Genomic DNA, 16268 nt, shown 5'->3' with positions numbered 1-16268 from the left:
GATGAATGGTTGCATCTGATGGTAGTGCCGGCCGCTGGCCGGCAGCCATGGAATCCGGAGCAGCCGGCCAGCGGCCGGCTCTACCGTTTCAGGGGTTCCGCGACGCACAGACGATGGTTGACTACAGCTGATGGTAGTGCCGGCCGCTGGCCGGCAGCCATGGAATCCGGAGCAGCCGGCCAGCGGCCGGCTCTACCATTCCAGCGTTCGCGCAATCCAGTGGAATGGATCAATACAGCTCGCAATGCGTGCGGCCTTCACCCCGCAGCGTGTCCCAATGCCCTTCGCCACTGATGGCATCGATGGCCTCGCGCACCGCGCTTTCCAGGTGGCTCTTGTTGCCGCACAGGTACAGATGCCCACCGCGGGCCAGTACATCGCGCACTTCATCGCCCCGCTGCTGCAGCACATGCTGCACATAGAGCTTTTCGGCGCCATCGCGCGAGAACGCGGTATGCAGGCCGGCCAGCACGCCACGCGCGTGCCAGTCCTGCAGCTGTTCGCGGTACAGGTAATCGTGCTGGCTGTGCTTCTCGCCGAACACCAGGTGCACTTCGCGCGCGCAGGCGCTGGCCTGCAGCTCCTGCATCAGGCCCATCAACGGTGCGATGCCGGTGCCGGTGCCGACCAGCAGCAGCGGTGCCTCGCCGGTATCGGGCAGGTGGAAGCCGGGATTGGAGCGGCAGTACACCCGAGCGGTATCGCCGCCGTGCAGCAGACTGCCTGTGGCGGTGCCAAAGCGCTCGCGACCGCGCAGGGTGTAGCGTACTTCGCGCACGCACAGGCTTAGCTGGTCGTTGCAGGGGTGCGAGGCGATCGAGTAGGCGCGCGGCAGGCGCGGTGACAGCAGCTCGCGCAGGCGGGCCAGCGGCACGCTGGCCGGCGTGGCGTGGTCCTGCAGCACGTCCAGCAGGTCCAGCCCGTGCAGGTAGGCTTCCAGCTCGCGCTTCTGGCTGACCTTCAACAGGCCCTTCAGTACCTCGCTGCCACCTAGCTTGGCCAGCTCGCGCAGCACGCCCTTGCTCAGCAGGCGCAGCTCCCGGTCATGCAGCGCAGCCACAGCGGCGGTGTCGCCGTACCAGGTGGCCAATGCCTGCAGCAGGGCAGGGTCGTTCTCGGGTACCACGTGCAGGGTGTCGCCGGCGCGGTAGGCCATGCCACTGCCGGCAATGTCCAGCTGCAGGTGCCAGGCGGCCGGGTCGCTGCTGTTCAAGCGGCGGCGTTCGAGAATGCGGGCGGCAAAGGCATTGTCTTCGCCATAGGCGGTGACCTGCAGGTGCAGGTCCTGGCCAGCGTTGAGGTCGCCATCCAGAACCTGGCCCAGCACCGGCTGCCATTGCTGGAAGAACTGCTCGTAACCCAGGTCGGCATCCACGCGCTGCAGCAGCGGCTGCGCCTGGCGCTCGCTCAGCGCGGCATCCAGCGCCTTGGTGAAGCCGCAGAAACGGGGGTAGCCGGTGTCACCAAGGCCGAACACCGCATAGCGCAGGCCGCTCAGCGTCGGAGTCTGGCGCAGTGTTTCGAAGAACTGCTCGCCGTTGGCCGGCGGTTCGCCATCGCCGAACGAACTGGAAATCGCCAGCAGCACATCGCCCTGGCCGAGGCTGGCCACGTCGATGTCATTGAAGGGGAGCACCTTCGGCGCGTGCGGCTGCAGGTCCGCGCCCAGGCGCTGGGCCAGGGCGCGGGCATTGCCCGACTCGGACGCGAAACCCACCAGCAGGCGGCTGAAGGGCGTACTGGTCGGGAGGGCGTTCACGCGGCCTCGTAGAAGTCGTCGAACTTTTCCTTGCTGAACTCGACCAGGTCGTAGTTCTGCATCAGGTCGTTCACCACGCGGCGGATGCTGATGTACGAGGTGATGTTGCCGTCGGCGTCGAACAGCGGCTGCACGGTGGTGTCGACCACGTAGAGCACGCCACCCTTGCCAAGGTTGGGCACGATGCCGGTCCAGGTCTTGCCGGCCTTGATGGTGTCCCACATGTCCTTGTAGACCGCCTTGGGCACGTCCGGATGGCGCACGATGCTGTGCGGCTGGCCGATCAGTTCCTCGCGGGCGAAGCCGGTAAGCGTGCAGAACAGGTCGTTGGCGTAGGTGATGTTGCCCTGCAGGTCGGTGGTGGAGATCACCATGACGTTCTGCATGGCATTCAGCAGCTGGGCGTTGTCGGGGGTGTAGCTCATCGCAGGTCCTTTGGATGCCGGTAACGCCGGCGTATTGGGTTCCTGCATAGAGATACGCCCGCGCGGTGGCGGGCGGTTTGACATTGGTCAAGTAGGTGGCGGGATCGACTGCGACTAGGTGTCGCAGGGGGGCCGCCGGGCATGGCCCGGCGCTATCAGGGTGGCGGTACAAGTGTAGCGCCGGGCCATGCCCGGCGAAGAGGTATCAGCCCATCAGATAACGCAACACACCCGCCGAGACCACGCCGATCAGCACCGTCGGCAGCATCGACAACCGCGTGGCGGCCAGCAGGGTGATCGCCAGCGCGGCGAGGTCGGCGGGCTTGTCGGCAACGAAGTCCGGGGCGATCACCGAGATCAGCACGCAGCCCGGCGCGGCTTCCATCACCGTCACCGCGCGCTTGCTCAACGTGCGGTTACGCAGAGCGAGAAAGCCGACGATGCGGGTCAGGTAGGTCGCCGCGGCCATCAGCACGATGGTCAGCACCGAGGTCCAGTGGATCAGTCCGTTGAAGATCATGCCGCGTCCTCCGCCAGCAGCCAGGCTGCGGCCAGGCCGGCCAGCGCGCCGCTGGCCACGTACCAGGCGCCGGGAACCAGCAGGTAGGTGGCCGCGGCCACCACCAGGCTGACCAGCCACGGACGCGCTGCCTTCATGCCCTGCCACATGCCGCGCAGCAGCACCAGGAACACGGCCGGGAAGGCCATGTCGAAACCATAGGCGTGGATGTCGCCCAGCATCGGCCCAACGATCGCGCCCAGCGCGGTGCAGGCCACCCAGACCGTGTACAGGCCTGCCGACACGCCCAGGTAATAGGCCAGGCTGAAGCCGAGCGCGCGGCGGCGCGCATCGGCCACGCCCATCGCCCAGCTCTCGTCGCACATGAAGAACAGCGCCGGCAGCACCCGGCGGCGCGGCAGGTGCTGCAGCAGCGGGGCCAGGCTGGCGCCCATCAGCAGGTGGCGGCTGTTGACCAGCGCGGTGATCGCCACGATCAGCGCGATATGCGGCGGCGAGGTCCACAGTTCGACGGCGGCGAACTCCGAGCCGCCGGCGAAGTTGAGGCCGGTCATCAGCGGCACTTCCAGTGCGCTCAGGCCTTTCTGGGCGGCCTGGGCGCCGAGCACCAGGGCGAACGGAATGAAGCCGATCATCACCGGTACGGCGGCGCGCAGGCCGCGCAGGAATTCGGCGCGCGGGGCGGTATCGCAGGTATCGGGCAGGGGGAGGGTGGTACGGGCGTCCATGGAACGGCACAACGAGGTGGGGGTGGCCCATGCTAGCGGCCTGATCGCGAAATCGGGTTGCGTTGATGCCATTCAATTCGGGAATATTGAGATTCCATGCGGCCAAGGTCGCCAAAGGTGAAATCCCGTGCAGTATCAGCTCGACAACCTCGATCGCCGCATCCTCGATGCCCTGCAGCGTGACGGACGGCTGCAGAACCTGGAGCTGGCCCGGCTGGTGGGCCTTTCGCCCTCTGCCTGCCTGCGGCGGGTGCGGTTGCTGGAGGAGGGCGGCTACATCGACCGCTATGTGGCCTTGTTGAACGAGGCGAAGGTGGGGCGTGGCTTTACGGTGTTCGTGCGGGTCTGGCTGCGCGGGCAGGACGAGGACACCACCAACCACTTCATCAACAGCATCAAGTCGTTCCCGGAAGTGCTTGAATGCCATCTGATGGCGGGCGACTGCGACTTCCTGCTGCGGGTGGCGGTGGCCGATCTTGATTCCTACCGGCAGTTCCAGATGCAGCACCTGAACCGGATTGCCGGGGTGCAGAACACCAAGACCGAGATTCCGATGCAGCGGATCAAGCAGACCACCCAGCTGCCGCTTTGAGGATGGATGGTTTCCGGCCGGGTTGCACCCGGCACCCGCGGTAGTGCCGGCCGCTGGCCGGCAACCTCAGGAGCAACGGCCGAAGCAACAGCGTGCATTCCGTGGGACGGCGGGGTGGGTCCGGTTGCAGGGGGCGCTGCAAGTACGTCCATGTAAGCTCGGTCGCCGCATCCATGCGGCTCACGCCCCTGCAACCGGACCCACCCCGCCTTCGACAGATTTCCGCGATCTGCCGGAACGGCATGAGCTGCACTTGGTGGGTGTCGACCTTGGTCGACACGTTTTGGCCGCCAAGGGGTCGGATCCCGTTGCTGCGCAACGGGCTCTGACCCCACGCCTGGAGGACATGGCCTGTTCGATTCGTTGTTTCATGATTCGTGACTGGCTCCAGGAAGGCTGGCCTGACGGTCGGCCGTGGGCGGCGGTCATCGCAATGACATGTGCCCCCGGTACGGTTTGAGCCCGCTTGCTGGTCGCGCGCGGGCCGGGGTTCCGGTCGTGCCGCGCGTCCACTGCAGCTGCTGTCGCTGCCGAGGGTCATGTGTTCTACGTCAGGGGGCTGAATGGACACCATGCGGTCAGAATTTGGAAGGTGGCCATCGCCGCATGGCTGCTGCTGTCCTTTGCCGCTGTGGGGCAGGACGGTGTTCATGCCTACGACATCCCCGCGCAGCCGCTGGAACAGGCGGTCGAGCGCTTCAGCGTCATCAGCGGGTGGTCGGTGATGTACCCGGGCGATCTTGCCGCCGGCCGTAGCAGCCATGCGCTGCGCGCCAGCCTTGCGCCGCTGCCTGCCTTGCAGATGCTGCTGCAGGATTCCGGTATCGAGGCCGAGGTGATCGGCGAGCAGCGCGTGGTGCTGCGCCGGGGCACGCCCTCGGCAGCCGAACCCGGTATTGGCGCCGAGCTCCCGGATGCTGAACGTCGGCGTCGCTACGGCGGCCTGCAGCAGCGCCTGCGTGCGGCGTTCTGTGACGACCCCGAGATCGCGCCCGGCCGCTATGCCGCAACGCTGCGCTTCCGCGTCGACGGCGAGGGCCGGGTGCAGCAGCCCGAGCTGCTGTCGGGCAGTGGCAGTGCCCGCCGCGATGCGCGCCTGTTGCAGGCGCTGCAGAGCCTGGTGCTGGCGCCCGATGCCGCCGCGCTGCCGCAGCCGGTGACGCTGCAGATCCGACCTTCCGGCACCGACCACGACTGTGGCCGGCGCGCGCCCCTTCCATGACTTCAAGGATTCGAACATGAGCAACGGTACGGCTGGGGCAGTTGACCTGATGGACCACCTTCTGGGGGCCTACGACGAGCTGAAGCGCCGCCTGGTACGCAAGCTGGGGTCGGAAGAACTGGCCGGGGATGCACTGCAGGACACCTGGATGCGCCTGAGTGCGCGCCGTGACCGCCTGGATGCCGTGCAGAACCCCGCGGCCTACCTGCTGCGCATGGCGATGAACACGGTGATCGACCGCCAGCGTGCCGACCACCGCCTGCTGAGCCTGGAAGAGGTGGATACGCTGATGGAGATGGCCGACCCGGCACCGGGCCCGGCGCAGGCGGCCGAACTGGATTTCGCGCTGGAGGACATGGTCGGCCTGCTGCAGCGCATGCCCGAGCGCCGACGCCGCATCCTGCTGGCGATCCGCGTCGATGGCCTGCAGCAGCGCGACGTCGCCGACCAGCTGGGCGTGTCGCTGCGGCTTGTGCAGCGCGAGCTGAAAGCGGCCCAGGACTACCTGGCCGAGCGCAGCGGACAGGGGCGTCAGGTGCGGTTCTGAGCGGCGGCATCCGTCTACACTTTGACGCCGAGCAGAACCCCGCAGCGTGCGGGTCCGGCATGAGCCCCCATGGATCCTGACGATCGCCCGCAACGCCCGCTGGATGCCGTCGAGCGTCAGGCCCACGCGTGGGTGGTGCGGCTGACCTCGGGCGAGGCCACCGCCGCCGATGGGCGCAGGTTCCGTGAGTGGTGCGAGGCTGACCCGCGCCATCGCGAAGCATTCGGCCGTGCGCGCCGGCAATGGGAACAGGTACGCCTGGCCGGCGAACAGCTGCCCGCCGCTGTGCGCCAGCCGGTCGCGCCGACGCCGGCCCAGCGCTGGAGCCGGCGCGCCTTCCTGGGCGCCGCGATTGCCGCACCGGCCAGTCTGGTGGTGGTGGCGGCGATCCGCCCGCCGCTGGGGCTGTGGCCCTCGGTGACGGCGATGGCGGCCGATTTCCACACCGGCACCGGTGAACGGCTGCAGATCGCGCCCTTGCCGCAGCTGAAGATCGAACTGGATACACAGAGCAGCCTGCGCCGTCGTTCGGACACGCTAGGCGAAGGCTTCGAGCTGGTGCAGGGCCAGGCCGCGATCGAAACCCAGGCAGGCCTGCGCCTCGCCCTGTTCGCGGGGCCGGGCTGCGTGATCGCCGATGAAGGTGCGGTGCGCCTGGACGTCCGCAACACCCACGGCCAGGTACGGGTGACCTGCCTGCAGGGCAGCGCCCGCATCGAGCACCCGCAGGGCCGCCTGCAGCTGCAGGCGGGCCAGCAGACCCAATACGACGAGCGCCTCAGTGGCGTGGTGGCCGAAGCCCTGGCCTCGGAAGTGAGCGCCTGGACCGAGGGTATGCTGGTGTTCCGTCGCGCCCCATTGCGCGAGGTGGTGGATGAAATCAACCGCTACCGCCGCGGCAAGGTGCTGCTGGGCGAATCGGCATTGGCGCGGGCCCCGGTCAGCGGCCGCTTCCGCATCGATGATCCGGACGCGGCGCTGGAGCAGCTGCGACTGACGATGTCGCTGGATCTGCGTCGCTTTCCGGGTGGCATTGCCGTCCTTGGTTAGATGAAGACGCTGGCCGTGCGCGCCGTGCAGGGCTGTTGCAAGCAAGGAGACGCCAAGGATGCGCAACGAGACCATCGGTGTGCTGGATCTGCGCCGCAACCTGTCGGCGTTGCTGGAAACCACGCAGCGACGGCCCTTGATGGTGCATCGCTACGGCTCGCCATGGGTGTGCGTGGTGTCCGACGCGCAGTGGCAGCAACAGGCCGTGCTGCTGGACTTCGATCCGCAGTCGCACCCGTTGGCGATGCTGCTGCGGCTGCAGCAGCAGGTGCTGCCCCTCGCTGAGGCCGGCACGCTGCCGCCTGCGGCGATGGCGCGCGTGCTGCTGCTGATGGGCATGCACGGCATCGACGATCTCGTGCAACTGCACGAGCAGGTACAGCATCATCGTCTTTGGCACTGGTTCGTGGCCGGCACCCATGGCGTGATGGATGGCTGGCAGCTGCCAGCGCTGCGTGTTGCGATGGCGTCATGGCTGGATGACGTGGACATGTCCGACGCGCTGGCGGCGTTCGCGCAGCGTAGTGAGGTGGCGATTCTTGCGCGGCGCTGCGGCGGCGACGTACCGCGACTGGAGCGCGAAGCCTGCAGGCAGATGACGCTGCGATGACGTTACTGATGAAGCGCCACGCAGCGCACAGAGATGCATTCGCGTTGTCGCTTCACCTGCCTTGCTGACGTCTTCTGCAGAGTACGACGCACCACGCGTCGCGGAGCACGGGCGGCGCCGATGGCAGACAGTCGCAGGATCAGCATGCTGGAGCTGGATCGTCACCTGAGCCAGTCGCTGGAACAGGCACGGCATACGCCCGTGAACGTGCAGCGCTATGGGCACTCGTGGGTCTGGGTGCTGTCCAGTGATGCCTGGGCCGATGCGGCGCGCTGGGCGGCACTGGACAGCAGCGCGCATCCGCTGGCCGCGCTGCGGCGCGCCCTCGATCTGCAGCTGCGGCCCTGGCCCGAAGCGGCCATGAACGCGCTGCCGCTTGACGCGGGCGATGTGCGGCAGCTGCAACGTGCGGCGTTGCTGGTGGTCGTGCGTGATCTCACCAGTGCGCAGCGCGTGTACGACGATCTGCGCTACCACCAGGCCTACCGGATGTTCATCGGCCTCGACCATGGCACCGCGTGGTCGCCGATGCAGTGCGTGCGCCTGCTGCAGGCCTGCGCGCACCCGTTGCTGCGCGGCTGCATCGACGATGCGCTGGCCAGCGTGCCGCAGCACTTGTTCGAGTCTGCATGTGTACCTGCGGCACGTGCTGCGCCTGCACAGGCACACGCGCAGCGAATAGCAGGCGGATGTTTATCGTACTGACACATGCACCGCTGACCATGGCGCAGCGGTCTCTTCCAGGATGACGAGGGCGGAACAATGGCAAGGCAAGTGGGTGGTCGCAGGGCTCGGCAGCAGGGCTTCAGCCTGATCGAGATCATGGTGGTGGTGGTGATCATCGGCATTCTCGCGGCATTGATCGTGCCGCGGTTGATGGACCGTCCCGACCAGGCGCGCGTGGTGGCGGCGCGCCAGGACATCGCTGCGCTGATGCAGGCATTGAAGTTGTTCAAGCTGGACAACGGTCGCTATCCCAGCGCCGAACAGGGCCTGCAGGCGCTGGTGAAGCCGCCGCAGGGCAGCGGTGCGATGCCGGTGACACCGTATCTGGATCGCCTGCCGAATGACCCATGGGGCCATCCGTACCAGTACCAGATTCCCGGAACCCATGGCGACATCGATGTGTTCTCGCTGGGTGCGGACAGCAAGCCTGGTGGCGACGCCGGGAACGCGGACATCGGCTCCTGGCAGCTGTGAGGCGTGCAGATGACAGCCCGGACGCGTTCGGTCCCGTGCACCCGCCAGCGCGGCATGGCGGTGATCGTCGCCCTGCTGGTGGTGGCATTGGTGGCGGTGATTGCCACTGCACTGCTGACCCGGCAGTCGGCACAGCTGCGTGCGCTGCGTGGCGACCAGCTGCGTGCGCAGGTGAGCATGGCGGTCGATGCCACCCTGGAGCGCGCGGCGCAGCAGCTGCGTGACGATGTAAAGGAGCAGTTGACCACGGTGCGCAGCGGCCGTTGGGCGCGTCCACTGACGCTGCAGGCGCCGCTGCCGGTGCAGTTGCAGCTGGTCGATGCACAGTCCATGTTCAACCTGCGCAACCTGCTGGCCTATGGCAAGCCGGACCCGGAGGCACGGCGCGCGTTCATCGCGCTGTGTGCCGGGCAGGGGCTGGGGCAGGGTGCCTGTGCATCTGCTGCCGATCACATCCAGGCGAGGCTGCGTGATGGCGACCTGCAGGCGCAGGCGCCGTTGCCGCGCGAATCGCTGATCGCGCAGGTGCTGCCCGGTGCCGATGCGGTGGCATTGCAGGCGCTGGAGCGGCGCACCGTGGTGCTGCCGGCGCAGACCCTGGTGAACGCCAACACCTGCGACCTGCGCGTTCTGCAGGCGGTGACGCCTGCGGTCGAGCCGGCACGGCTGCAGGCGCTGCTCGGTGAGCGCGACGCTGGCCATTGGCTGCTCAATCGCGGCGACATCGCCAACCGACTCCAACTGAGCAACGAACAGATGGCGGTGCTTCCCTTGGGTATCCATAGCGAGTGGTTCCTGGCAGTCGGCCAGGTGCAGGCTGACGGCAGCGGGGTTGATTTTCGCGCGCTGCTCTGGCGCGAGTACCGCGACGATGGCGTGCGTGTGCAACGCGTGTGGACGAGGATCGGCGCATGAACGTGCAGCTTCGGGTGCGCCTGCCGGCGTTGGAGCGTCTGCGCGCCGACAGCGCGGTGGACTGGGCACAGCTGCACAAGGGTGAGGTGCTGGCTCACGGTTGCGATACGCTGGCGGCGCTGGGCCTGCGGCATCCGCAGGCTGCGGTGCATGCCTGCCTCGATCCGAACGACCTGATCCTGCTGGAACTGCAGCTGCCGCCGTTGTCCGGGCGCCGCCTGCAGTCGGCGTTGCAGGGTGAGGTGGAGGCGATGCTGCTGGATGACCTGCAGGAGGTGGCGCTGGCCCACGGTGCGCAGGCGGCGGACGGCACGGTTCCTGTGGCCTGGCTGGGCCAGCAGGCGCTTCTGCAGGCGCAGCAGTTGCTGGCTTCGTGTGCACTGCGGCTGCAGGCACTGTATCCGACGCCGCTGCTGCTGCCCTGGCAGGACGGACAGGCCACGCTGCAGGTCAGCGGCGAGCATCTGCTGGTACGCAGCGGGCGCGACCGGGGTTTCGTTCAATGGTATGGCGGACGTGACGCCTGCGCGGTGATGCAGACGCTGGCCGTGCGCCTGCAACAGGCCGGCGTGCAGGCCGTGCAGTGGATCGACGGTGTGCCGCCGACGTGGCCAGACAGCCTGCCGGCCACCGCCGTCACACATGAACGGCAGGCCTCCGGCCCCTTGCCAGGCTGGTCATTGCCGCTGCCCGGCGCGGGCCAGAAAGCGCCGCGGCTTGCGATCGGGCTGGCTTTGACGGCGATGCTGCTGGCCGCGCTCGGTCTGCAGCTGCAGGTCTCGCGCTGGCGCAGCGAGGGCGAGGCGTTGCAGCAGAACATGGCGCGGCAGTTCAGCTCGCACTTTCCGGAGATCACCGATGTGGTGGATCCGGTGCTGCAGGCGCGGCGCGCGCTGGCCGTGCCGTTGCCGGCGCCGCCGTTGCCACCGGTGCAGCGGCAGGTCGCAACGACGCTGCAGGCGATTCCGGAGTTGGGCGGCCAGGTGCGCGGCCTGCGCTATCAACCCGGCCAGCTGGAACTGGAGCTGGACGCCGATGCGCAGGCGGTAGCCGATGACGCACAGCGGCTGGAGCAGTGGCAGCAGGCGGCGCAGGCGCAGGGCCTGCAGCTGGCGCGCGAGGCCGGTGGACGCCTGCGGGTGAGCGGGGGCGGACAGTGACCGCCAGAGCCGTGCGCCTGGGAGAGGGCCTGGCCGGTCTGCAGCGACGCTGGCAGCACCTGCCGCCGCGCGAGCGCTGGATGCTGGGAGTGATGGCGCTGGCGCTGCTGGCAGCGGGGCTGTGGTCATTTTGGCTGGAGCCGCTGCTGAAACAGCGTGCGCACTGGCAGGCTGAGCTGCCGCGGCTGCAGGCGCAGGCGCGCGCACTGGCGCCGCTGCTGCGTGCACGCGAACGCCAGCAGCAGGTGCAGGGGCAGCGCCCGACGCTGGCCTCGCTGCGTAATGGAATCAAGTCCGCCGGCCTCGCCGATGGACTGCATGTCGAAGCACGCGACGGGCGTTGGCACCTGCAGGTGCAGGCCGTACCTGCTGACGCACTGTGGAACTGGCTGCTGCCCGTGCTGGCCGATCCGGCCATCGAACTGCAGCAGCTGCAACTGACACGCACAGGGGATGCGAACATGCCGGCGGCACGGATATCCGGAAACATCGTGGTGGCACTCACTGCGGGTGGCCATTCATGAGGGCGATGCGCAGCCTTGCCTGCAGCACTGTACTGGCCCTGATCGTGGGTTCCGCTCACGTTGTTGCACCGGCACAGGCGCAGGACGCCCCCGATGAGCCGGTGCAGCTGAACCTGGTGGATACCGATATCGGTGGCGTGCTGCGCATGGCAGCACGGTTCACCGGCCGCCAGTTCCTGGTCGACCCACGGGTGACCGGCAAGATGACGGTGGTCTCCGATGGCCCGGTCAGCCGTTCCCAGGCCTACCAGCTGCTGCTGGGCGCGCTGCGCATGCGCGGCTTCGCCGTGGTCGAGAACGGCGGGGTCAGCCGGGTGGTGCCGCAGGCCGACGCCAAGCTGCTCGGTGGCCGCGTGGGCAGCGGCGGTGCAGGGGGTGAGATCGCCACGCGCACCTTCGCGCTGCGCTACGAGAATGCGGCCGCGCTGGTGGCAGTGCTGCGGCCGATGATCAGCCCGGACAATCCGATCACTGCCAACCCGGGCAACAACACCCTGGTGATCACCGACTATGCCGACAACCTGGAGCGCATCGCGCGCGTGATCGCCAGCGTCGATACACCGGCCGGCATGGACACGGATGTGGTGAAGCTGCAGCAGGGCATTGCCGTTGACGTAGCGGCGATGGTCGCGCCGTTGCTGGATGCGCAGGGCGCCGAGCCCAGCCAGAAGGTGGTGGTGATGGCCGACCCCCGCAGCAACAGCGTGCTGCTGCGCTCCAGCAGCCCGGGCCGAACGCGCCTGGCGCGGCAGTTGGTGGAGAAGCTGGACCGTGCCCAGGACGAGTCCGGCAACCTGCATGTGGTCTACCTGCGCAATGCCCAGGCCAACCAGCTCGCCGGTGTGCTGCGCGGCGTGGTGGCCGGGCAGAGCGATGCACCGGCAATGGGCAGCAACGAAGGCATCACGCCACTGCCCGGCGATGCAAACCGTTCCACACCCGCGCAGCCGTCGCAGCCACAGCAGGCCAAGACCGGTGGCAATGCGCTGGAATCGCAGCGGCTGGACCCGAACCGCCGCGACCCGATCGACGCCGGAAGCACGGGCTTCAGCCAGAACGGCATTTCGGTGCAGGCCGACGTGGCCACCAACACGCTGCTGATCTCGGCGCCGGAGCCGGTCTACCGCAACCTTCGGCGGGTGATCGACCAGCTCGACCAGCGCCGTGCACAGGTGCTGGTGGAAAGCCTCATCGTGGAGGTCAACCAGACCGACGCGGCCGAACTGGGCGTGCAGTGGATGCTGGGCAATGGCCGCACCTTCGGCGGCACCCATTTCGGTGGTGTCACCGGCGGCAGCGGCCTGAACACCGCCGCGCGCACCACCCTGGACGTGCTGCCCAAGGACGGTCTGAAGATCGGTGTCATCGACGGCACCATCAACCTGCCCGGTGTCGGCCAGATCCTCAACATGAAAGCGTTGGCCAATGCGTTGCAGAGCAAGGGTGGTGCCAACATCCTGTCCACGCCGAACCTGATGACGCTGGACAACGAGGCGGCCAGCATCATGGTCGGCCAGACCGTGCCGTTCGTCAGCGGTCGCTACGTGACCGACGGTGGCGGCGGCAGCAACAACCCGTTCCAGACCATCGTGCGCGAGGACGTGGGCCTGAAGCTGCGGGTACGCCCGCAGATCTCCGAGGGCGGCACGGTGAAGCTGGACATCTACCAGGAAGTCAGCAGCATCGACGCGCAGAGCGCGAACAGCACGGCCGGCATCATCACCAACAAGCGCGCCCTGGATACCAGCGTACTGCTGGACGATGGCCAGATCATGGTGCTGGGTGGCCTGCTGGAGGACAACGTCAGCCACGGTCGTGACGCGGTGCCGGGGCTGGGAAAGATCCCGGTGCTGGGGGCGCTGTTCCGCAGTGATACGCGCAAGCGCGCCAAGACCAACCTGATGGTGTTCCTGCGCCCGCACGTGGTGCGCGACCCCGCCGCTAGCCAACGCCTGACCCGCGACCGCTACGACTACATGCGCAACGCGCAGGCCGGCGCGCAACCGGTGCAGAGCTGGGCATTGCCGGCGCTGTCGGCACCGCAACTGCCGCCGCAGGACCTGTCTGTACTCGGCCAGGGCAATGCGCGCGATGGCCAGGGCCAGCCGCTGCAGAGCAGCAGCCTGGCGGCGCTGTACCCGTCCGGTGACAGCGACGCACAGCTGGTGCAGTTCGCGCAGGGGCTGGACCCGGCACGTGCCAGTCAGGGCGTGGCGCAGGTGCGGGCACTGGGCCTGCAGGCCTATGCCGAAGCGACGCCGGGCGAGAGCGGGCAGCGCCTGCGCGTGCGACTGCCGCGCGATCCGGCGACGCTGGACCCGGCACTGCAGCAGCTGCGCGGGCTGGGCTACACGCCGGAACTGGTGATCGGGCCGTGAGCGCGCCTGCGCCACTGCCGTATGCATGGGTGCGCAGCCATGGCGTGATGCTGTCCGAAGCCGGTGGCGAGCCGGTGCTGCTGGGAACGGCCGACACCGCCGCGTGGGCGGTGGCCGAACTGCGCCGCCGGCATGGCCCGTTGCCGTTCCATGCGCTGGATGCGGCGACCTGGCAGCAGCGGCTGGGTGAGCAATACCGTGACGGCGGCGATGCCGCTGCCGTGGTCGGTGCCGCCGAAAGCGAAGTCGATCTGGATCGGTTGATGCAGGACATGCCGGAGGTTACCGATCTGCTGGATGCGCAGGACGATGCGCCGGTGATCCGCATGATCAACGCGCTGCTGGCACAGGCCGCACGCGATGGCGCCAGCGATCTGCACATCGAGCCATTCGAGACCCATTCGGTGGTGCGCTACCGGGTGGACGGCACGCTGCGCGACATGGTGCAGCCACGGCGCGCACTGCACGCGGCGCTGGTGTCGCGTATCAAGATCATGGCCCACCTGGACATCGCCGAGAAGCGCCTGCCGCAGGACGGGCGCATCGCGATCCGGGTGGGCGGGCGGCCGCTGGATATCCGTGTCTCCACGGTGCCGACCGGTCATGGCGAGCGTGCTGTGCTGCGCCTGCTGGAAAAGGATGCCGGTCGCCTGCAGCTGCAGCGCCTGGGCATGGCCGATGACACTCTGGCCACGTTCACCGGGTTGATCCGTCAGCCGCACGGCATCGTGCTGGTCACCGGCCCGACCGGCAGTGGCAAGACCACCTCGCTGTACGCCGCGCTGGGCCAGCTCGACAGCAGCACCAGCAACATCCTCACCGTGGAGGACCCGGTGGAGTATGACTTCGCCGGCATCGGCCAGATCCAGGTCAACGCGCGCATCGGCATGAGCTTCGGCACGGCGCTGCGTGCAATTCTGCGCCAGGATCCGGACACCATCATGATCGGTGAGATCCGCGACCTGGAAACCGCGCAGATTGCGGTGCAGTCGTCGCTGACCGGCCATGGCGTGCTGGCGTCCCTGCACACCAACGATGCGATCTCGGCGGTGACCCGCCTGGCCGATATGGGCGTGGAGCCGTTCCTGTTGGCCTCGTCGTTGCGCGGCGTGCTGGCGCAGCGGCTGGTGCGGCGGCTGTGCACGCAGTGCCGGCGCGCCGAGGTGGATGGCGACGGCCGTACCGTGTGGCGTGCGGTGGGCTGCGCGGCCTGTGCCAACAGCGGCTACCGGGGGCGTACCGGCATCCACGAGCTGTTCGTGGTGGACGATCGCGTGCGTGCGCTGATCCATGAAGGGCAGGGTGAACCTGCGCTGCGCGAGGCGGCGCGGCGTGCCGGCATGCGGACCTTGCGCCAGGACGGCCAGCGTTGGGTCGACAGCGGGGTGACCACGCTGGAAGAGATCCTGCGCGTCACCGGCGACGACTGAGGCAGCGATGGCATTGTTCGACTACCAGGCCGCCAACGCGCAGGGCCGCATCGAGAAGGGCCAGCTGGACGCCGACAGCCCGCGCGGCGCGCGCCAGGTGCTGCGCGGTCGTGGGCTGACGCCCGTGCAGGTCAGCGCGGCGCGCAGTGCGGGCAGTGGCTGGGGCACGCGCCGGCTGTCCGCCAGCGAGCTGGCGTGGGCCACGCGGCAGCTGGCCAGCCTGCTGGCCGCCAGCCTGCCGCTGGAAGGCGCTTTGAGCGCGGTGATCGAACAGGCTGAGCGCCCCCATGTCGCGCAGGCGCTTACTGCCGTTCGTGCCGATGTGCGCGCTGGCCAGCGCCTGACTGTTGCACTGGCAGCGCGGCCACGCGATTTTCCGCCGATCTATCGGGCGCTGGTGGGCGCAGGTGAAGACTCCGGTGACCTGGCGCGGGTGATGGAGCGCCTTGCCGACTACATCGAAGAACGCAACGCGCTGCAGGCCAAAGTACTGACCGCCTTCATCTACCCAGCGGCAATCAGCCTGGTGTCGGTGGCGATCGTGATCTTCCTGCTCAGCTACGTAGTGCCGCAGGTGGTGACCGCGTTCGTGCAGGCGCGGCAGACGCTGCCGATGCTGACCCAGGTGATGTTGGCGGCCAGTGCATTCGTTCGCAGCTGGGGAGTGTGGGCGGGGCTCGGCATCGCTGCGTTGGTGGTGGCATGGCGGTTGGCTCTGCGCAAGCCCGAGCTGCGCCTGCGCTGGGACGCGATGCTGCTGCGGGTGCCGATGGTCGGGCGTTTCGTACTGGGCGTGAACAGTGCGCGCTTTGCCTCGACCCTGGCGATCCTGCTGGATGCCGGTGTGCCGCTGCTGCGTGCGCTGGAAGCGGCGCGACAGACCCTAGGAAACGCGCTGCTGGCGCGTTGTGCCGATGATGTGGCTGCGCGCGTACGCGAAGGTGCGGCACTGGGTTCAGCGTTGAAGGTGCAGAAAGTGTATCCGCCGATCCTGGTGCACCTGGTGGCCAGCGGCGAGAAGACCGGTTCGCTGGCGCCGCTGCTGGACCGCGCTGCACAGACGATCTCGCGCGAGATCGAGCGCCGCGCGATGGCACTGACCGCACTGCTGGAACCGACCATGATCCTGGTGATGGGCGGCGTGGTGTTGACGATCGTGCTGGCGGTGCTGATGCCGATCATGGAAATGAATCAGCTGGTGCAGTAGA

17 protein-coding genes are annotated in these 16268 nt (G+C 68.2%); 13 read left to right on the top strand and 4 right to left on the bottom strand.

The window, feature by feature from the left end:
- Window positions 1–229: 229 nt before the first annotated feature.
- The 4 genes from MG068_RS11710 to MG068_RS11695 all read right to left on the bottom strand — a co-directional run bounded on the left by MG068_RS11710 (window position 230) and on the right by MG068_RS11695 (window position 3432).
- On the bottom strand, window positions 230–1759 hold the full coding sequence (locus tag MG068_RS11710; RefSeq protein ID WP_132810260.1) for a diflavin oxidoreductase: 1530 nt from the start codon (window positions 1757–1759) through the stop codon (window positions 230–232).
- Window positions 1756–2184, bottom strand: a complete 429-nt coding sequence (locus MG068_RS11705; RefSeq protein WP_005409905.1) for a PAS domain-containing protein — start codon at window positions 2182–2184, stop codon at window positions 1756–1758. Before MG068_RS11705 ends, MG068_RS11710 begins: the two co-directional genes overlap by 4 nt.
- A 205-nt stretch (window positions 2185–2389) precedes the next feature.
- Complete coding sequence (locus MG068_RS11700; RefSeq protein WP_005409898.1) at window positions 2390–2704, bottom strand: AzlD family protein; 315 nt, start codon at window positions 2702–2704, stop codon at window positions 2390–2392.
- Complete coding sequence (locus tag MG068_RS11695) at window positions 2701–3432, bottom strand: AzlC family ABC transporter permease (protein ID WP_014037422.1); 732 nt, start codon at window positions 3430–3432, stop codon at window positions 2701–2703. The genes MG068_RS11700 and MG068_RS11695 overlap by 4 nt, the downstream gene beginning before the upstream one ends.
- 127 nt (window positions 3433–3559) lie before the next feature.
- Here MG068_RS11695 and MG068_RS11690 point away from each other — a divergent pair, with 127 nt between their 5' ends.
- The 13 genes from MG068_RS11690 (at window position 3560) to gspF (ending at window position 16267) form a co-directional block, all read left to right on the top strand.
- Window positions 3560–4024: an Lrp/AsnC family transcriptional regulator gene (locus MG068_RS11690; RefSeq protein ID WP_132810259.1), complete on the top strand. Its 465-nt coding sequence runs from the start codon at window positions 3560–3562 to the stop codon at window positions 4022–4024.
- A gap of 541 nt (window positions 4025–4565) precedes the next feature.
- A complete protein-coding gene (locus tag MG068_RS11680; protein WP_132811140.1) occupies window positions 4566–5246 on the top strand; it encodes a TonB C-terminal domain-containing protein in 681 nt (226 codons plus the stop codon).
- Between the two features lie 16 nt (window positions 5247–5262).
- Window positions 5263–5793 carry an RNA polymerase sigma factor gene (locus MG068_RS11675; protein WP_032128154.1) on the top strand — a complete coding sequence of 177 codons (531 nt, stop codon included), beginning with the start codon at window positions 5263–5265 and terminating at the stop codon, window positions 5791–5793.
- A 69-nt stretch (window positions 5794–5862) separates the two neighbouring features.
- A complete protein-coding gene (locus MG068_RS11670; protein ID WP_132810257.1) occupies window positions 5863–6843 on the top strand; it encodes a FecR family protein in 981 nt (326 codons plus the stop codon).
- 58 nt (window positions 6844–6901) lie between these two features.
- Window positions 6902–7453 carry a hypothetical protein gene (locus MG068_RS11665; RefSeq protein WP_132810256.1) on the top strand — a complete coding sequence of 184 codons (552 nt, stop codon included), beginning with the start codon at window positions 6902–6904 and terminating at the stop codon, window positions 7451–7453.
- 144 nt (window positions 7454–7597) lie between these two features.
- Complete coding sequence (locus MG068_RS11660) at window positions 7598–8158, top strand: hypothetical protein (protein WP_239496473.1); 561 nt, start codon at window positions 7598–7600, stop codon at window positions 8156–8158.
- A gap of 57 nt (window positions 8159–8215) precedes the next feature.
- Window positions 8216–8653, top strand: a complete 438-nt coding sequence (gene gspG, locus MG068_RS11655) for a type II secretion system major pseudopilin GspG (RefSeq protein ID WP_014037416.1) — start codon at window positions 8216–8218, stop codon at window positions 8651–8653.
- Window positions 8654–8662: 9 nt separating this feature from the next.
- On the top strand, window positions 8663–9568 hold the full coding sequence (gene gspK, locus MG068_RS11650; RefSeq protein ID WP_132810255.1) for a type II secretion system minor pseudopilin GspK: 906 nt from the start codon (window positions 8663–8665) through the stop codon (window positions 9566–9568).
- Window positions 9565–10728, top strand: a complete 1164-nt coding sequence (gene gspL / locus MG068_RS11645) for a type II secretion system protein GspL (protein WP_132810254.1) — start codon at window positions 9565–9567, stop codon at window positions 10726–10728. The genes gspK and gspL overlap by 4 nt, the downstream gene beginning before the upstream one ends.
- Window positions 10725–11252, top strand: coding sequence for a type II secretion system protein M (locus MG068_RS11640; protein WP_132810253.1), 528 nt, complete (start codon window positions 10725–10727; stop codon window positions 11250–11252). The genes gspL and MG068_RS11640 overlap by 4 nt, the downstream gene beginning before the upstream one ends.
- Window positions 11249–13630 (top strand): type II secretion system secretin GspD, encoded by a 2382-nt coding sequence (gspD, locus tag MG068_RS11635; protein WP_071227950.1) that lies wholly within the window; start codon window positions 11249–11251, stop codon window positions 13628–13630. The genes MG068_RS11640 and gspD overlap by 4 nt, the downstream gene beginning before the upstream one ends.
- Window positions 13627–15060: a type II secretion system ATPase GspE gene (gene gspE / locus MG068_RS11630; RefSeq protein ID WP_132810252.1), complete on the top strand. Its 1434-nt coding sequence runs from the start codon at window positions 13627–13629 to the stop codon at window positions 15058–15060. The genes gspD and gspE overlap by 4 nt, the downstream gene beginning before the upstream one ends.
- A 7-nt stretch (window positions 15061–15067) precedes the next feature.
- Window positions 15068–16267, top strand: a complete 1200-nt coding sequence (gspF, locus tag MG068_RS11625) for a type II secretion system inner membrane protein GspF (protein ID WP_132810251.1) — start codon at window positions 15068–15070, stop codon at window positions 16265–16267.
- Window position 16268: the final 1 nt, after the last annotated feature.

This window comes from Stenotrophomonas sp. ASS1 (genome assembly GCF_004346925.1).
GTDB lineage: Bacteria > Pseudomonadota > Gammaproteobacteria > Xanthomonadales > Xanthomonadaceae > Stenotrophomonas > Stenotrophomonas maltophilia_A.
This window is presented reverse-complemented; position numbering and strand designations above follow the sequence as displayed.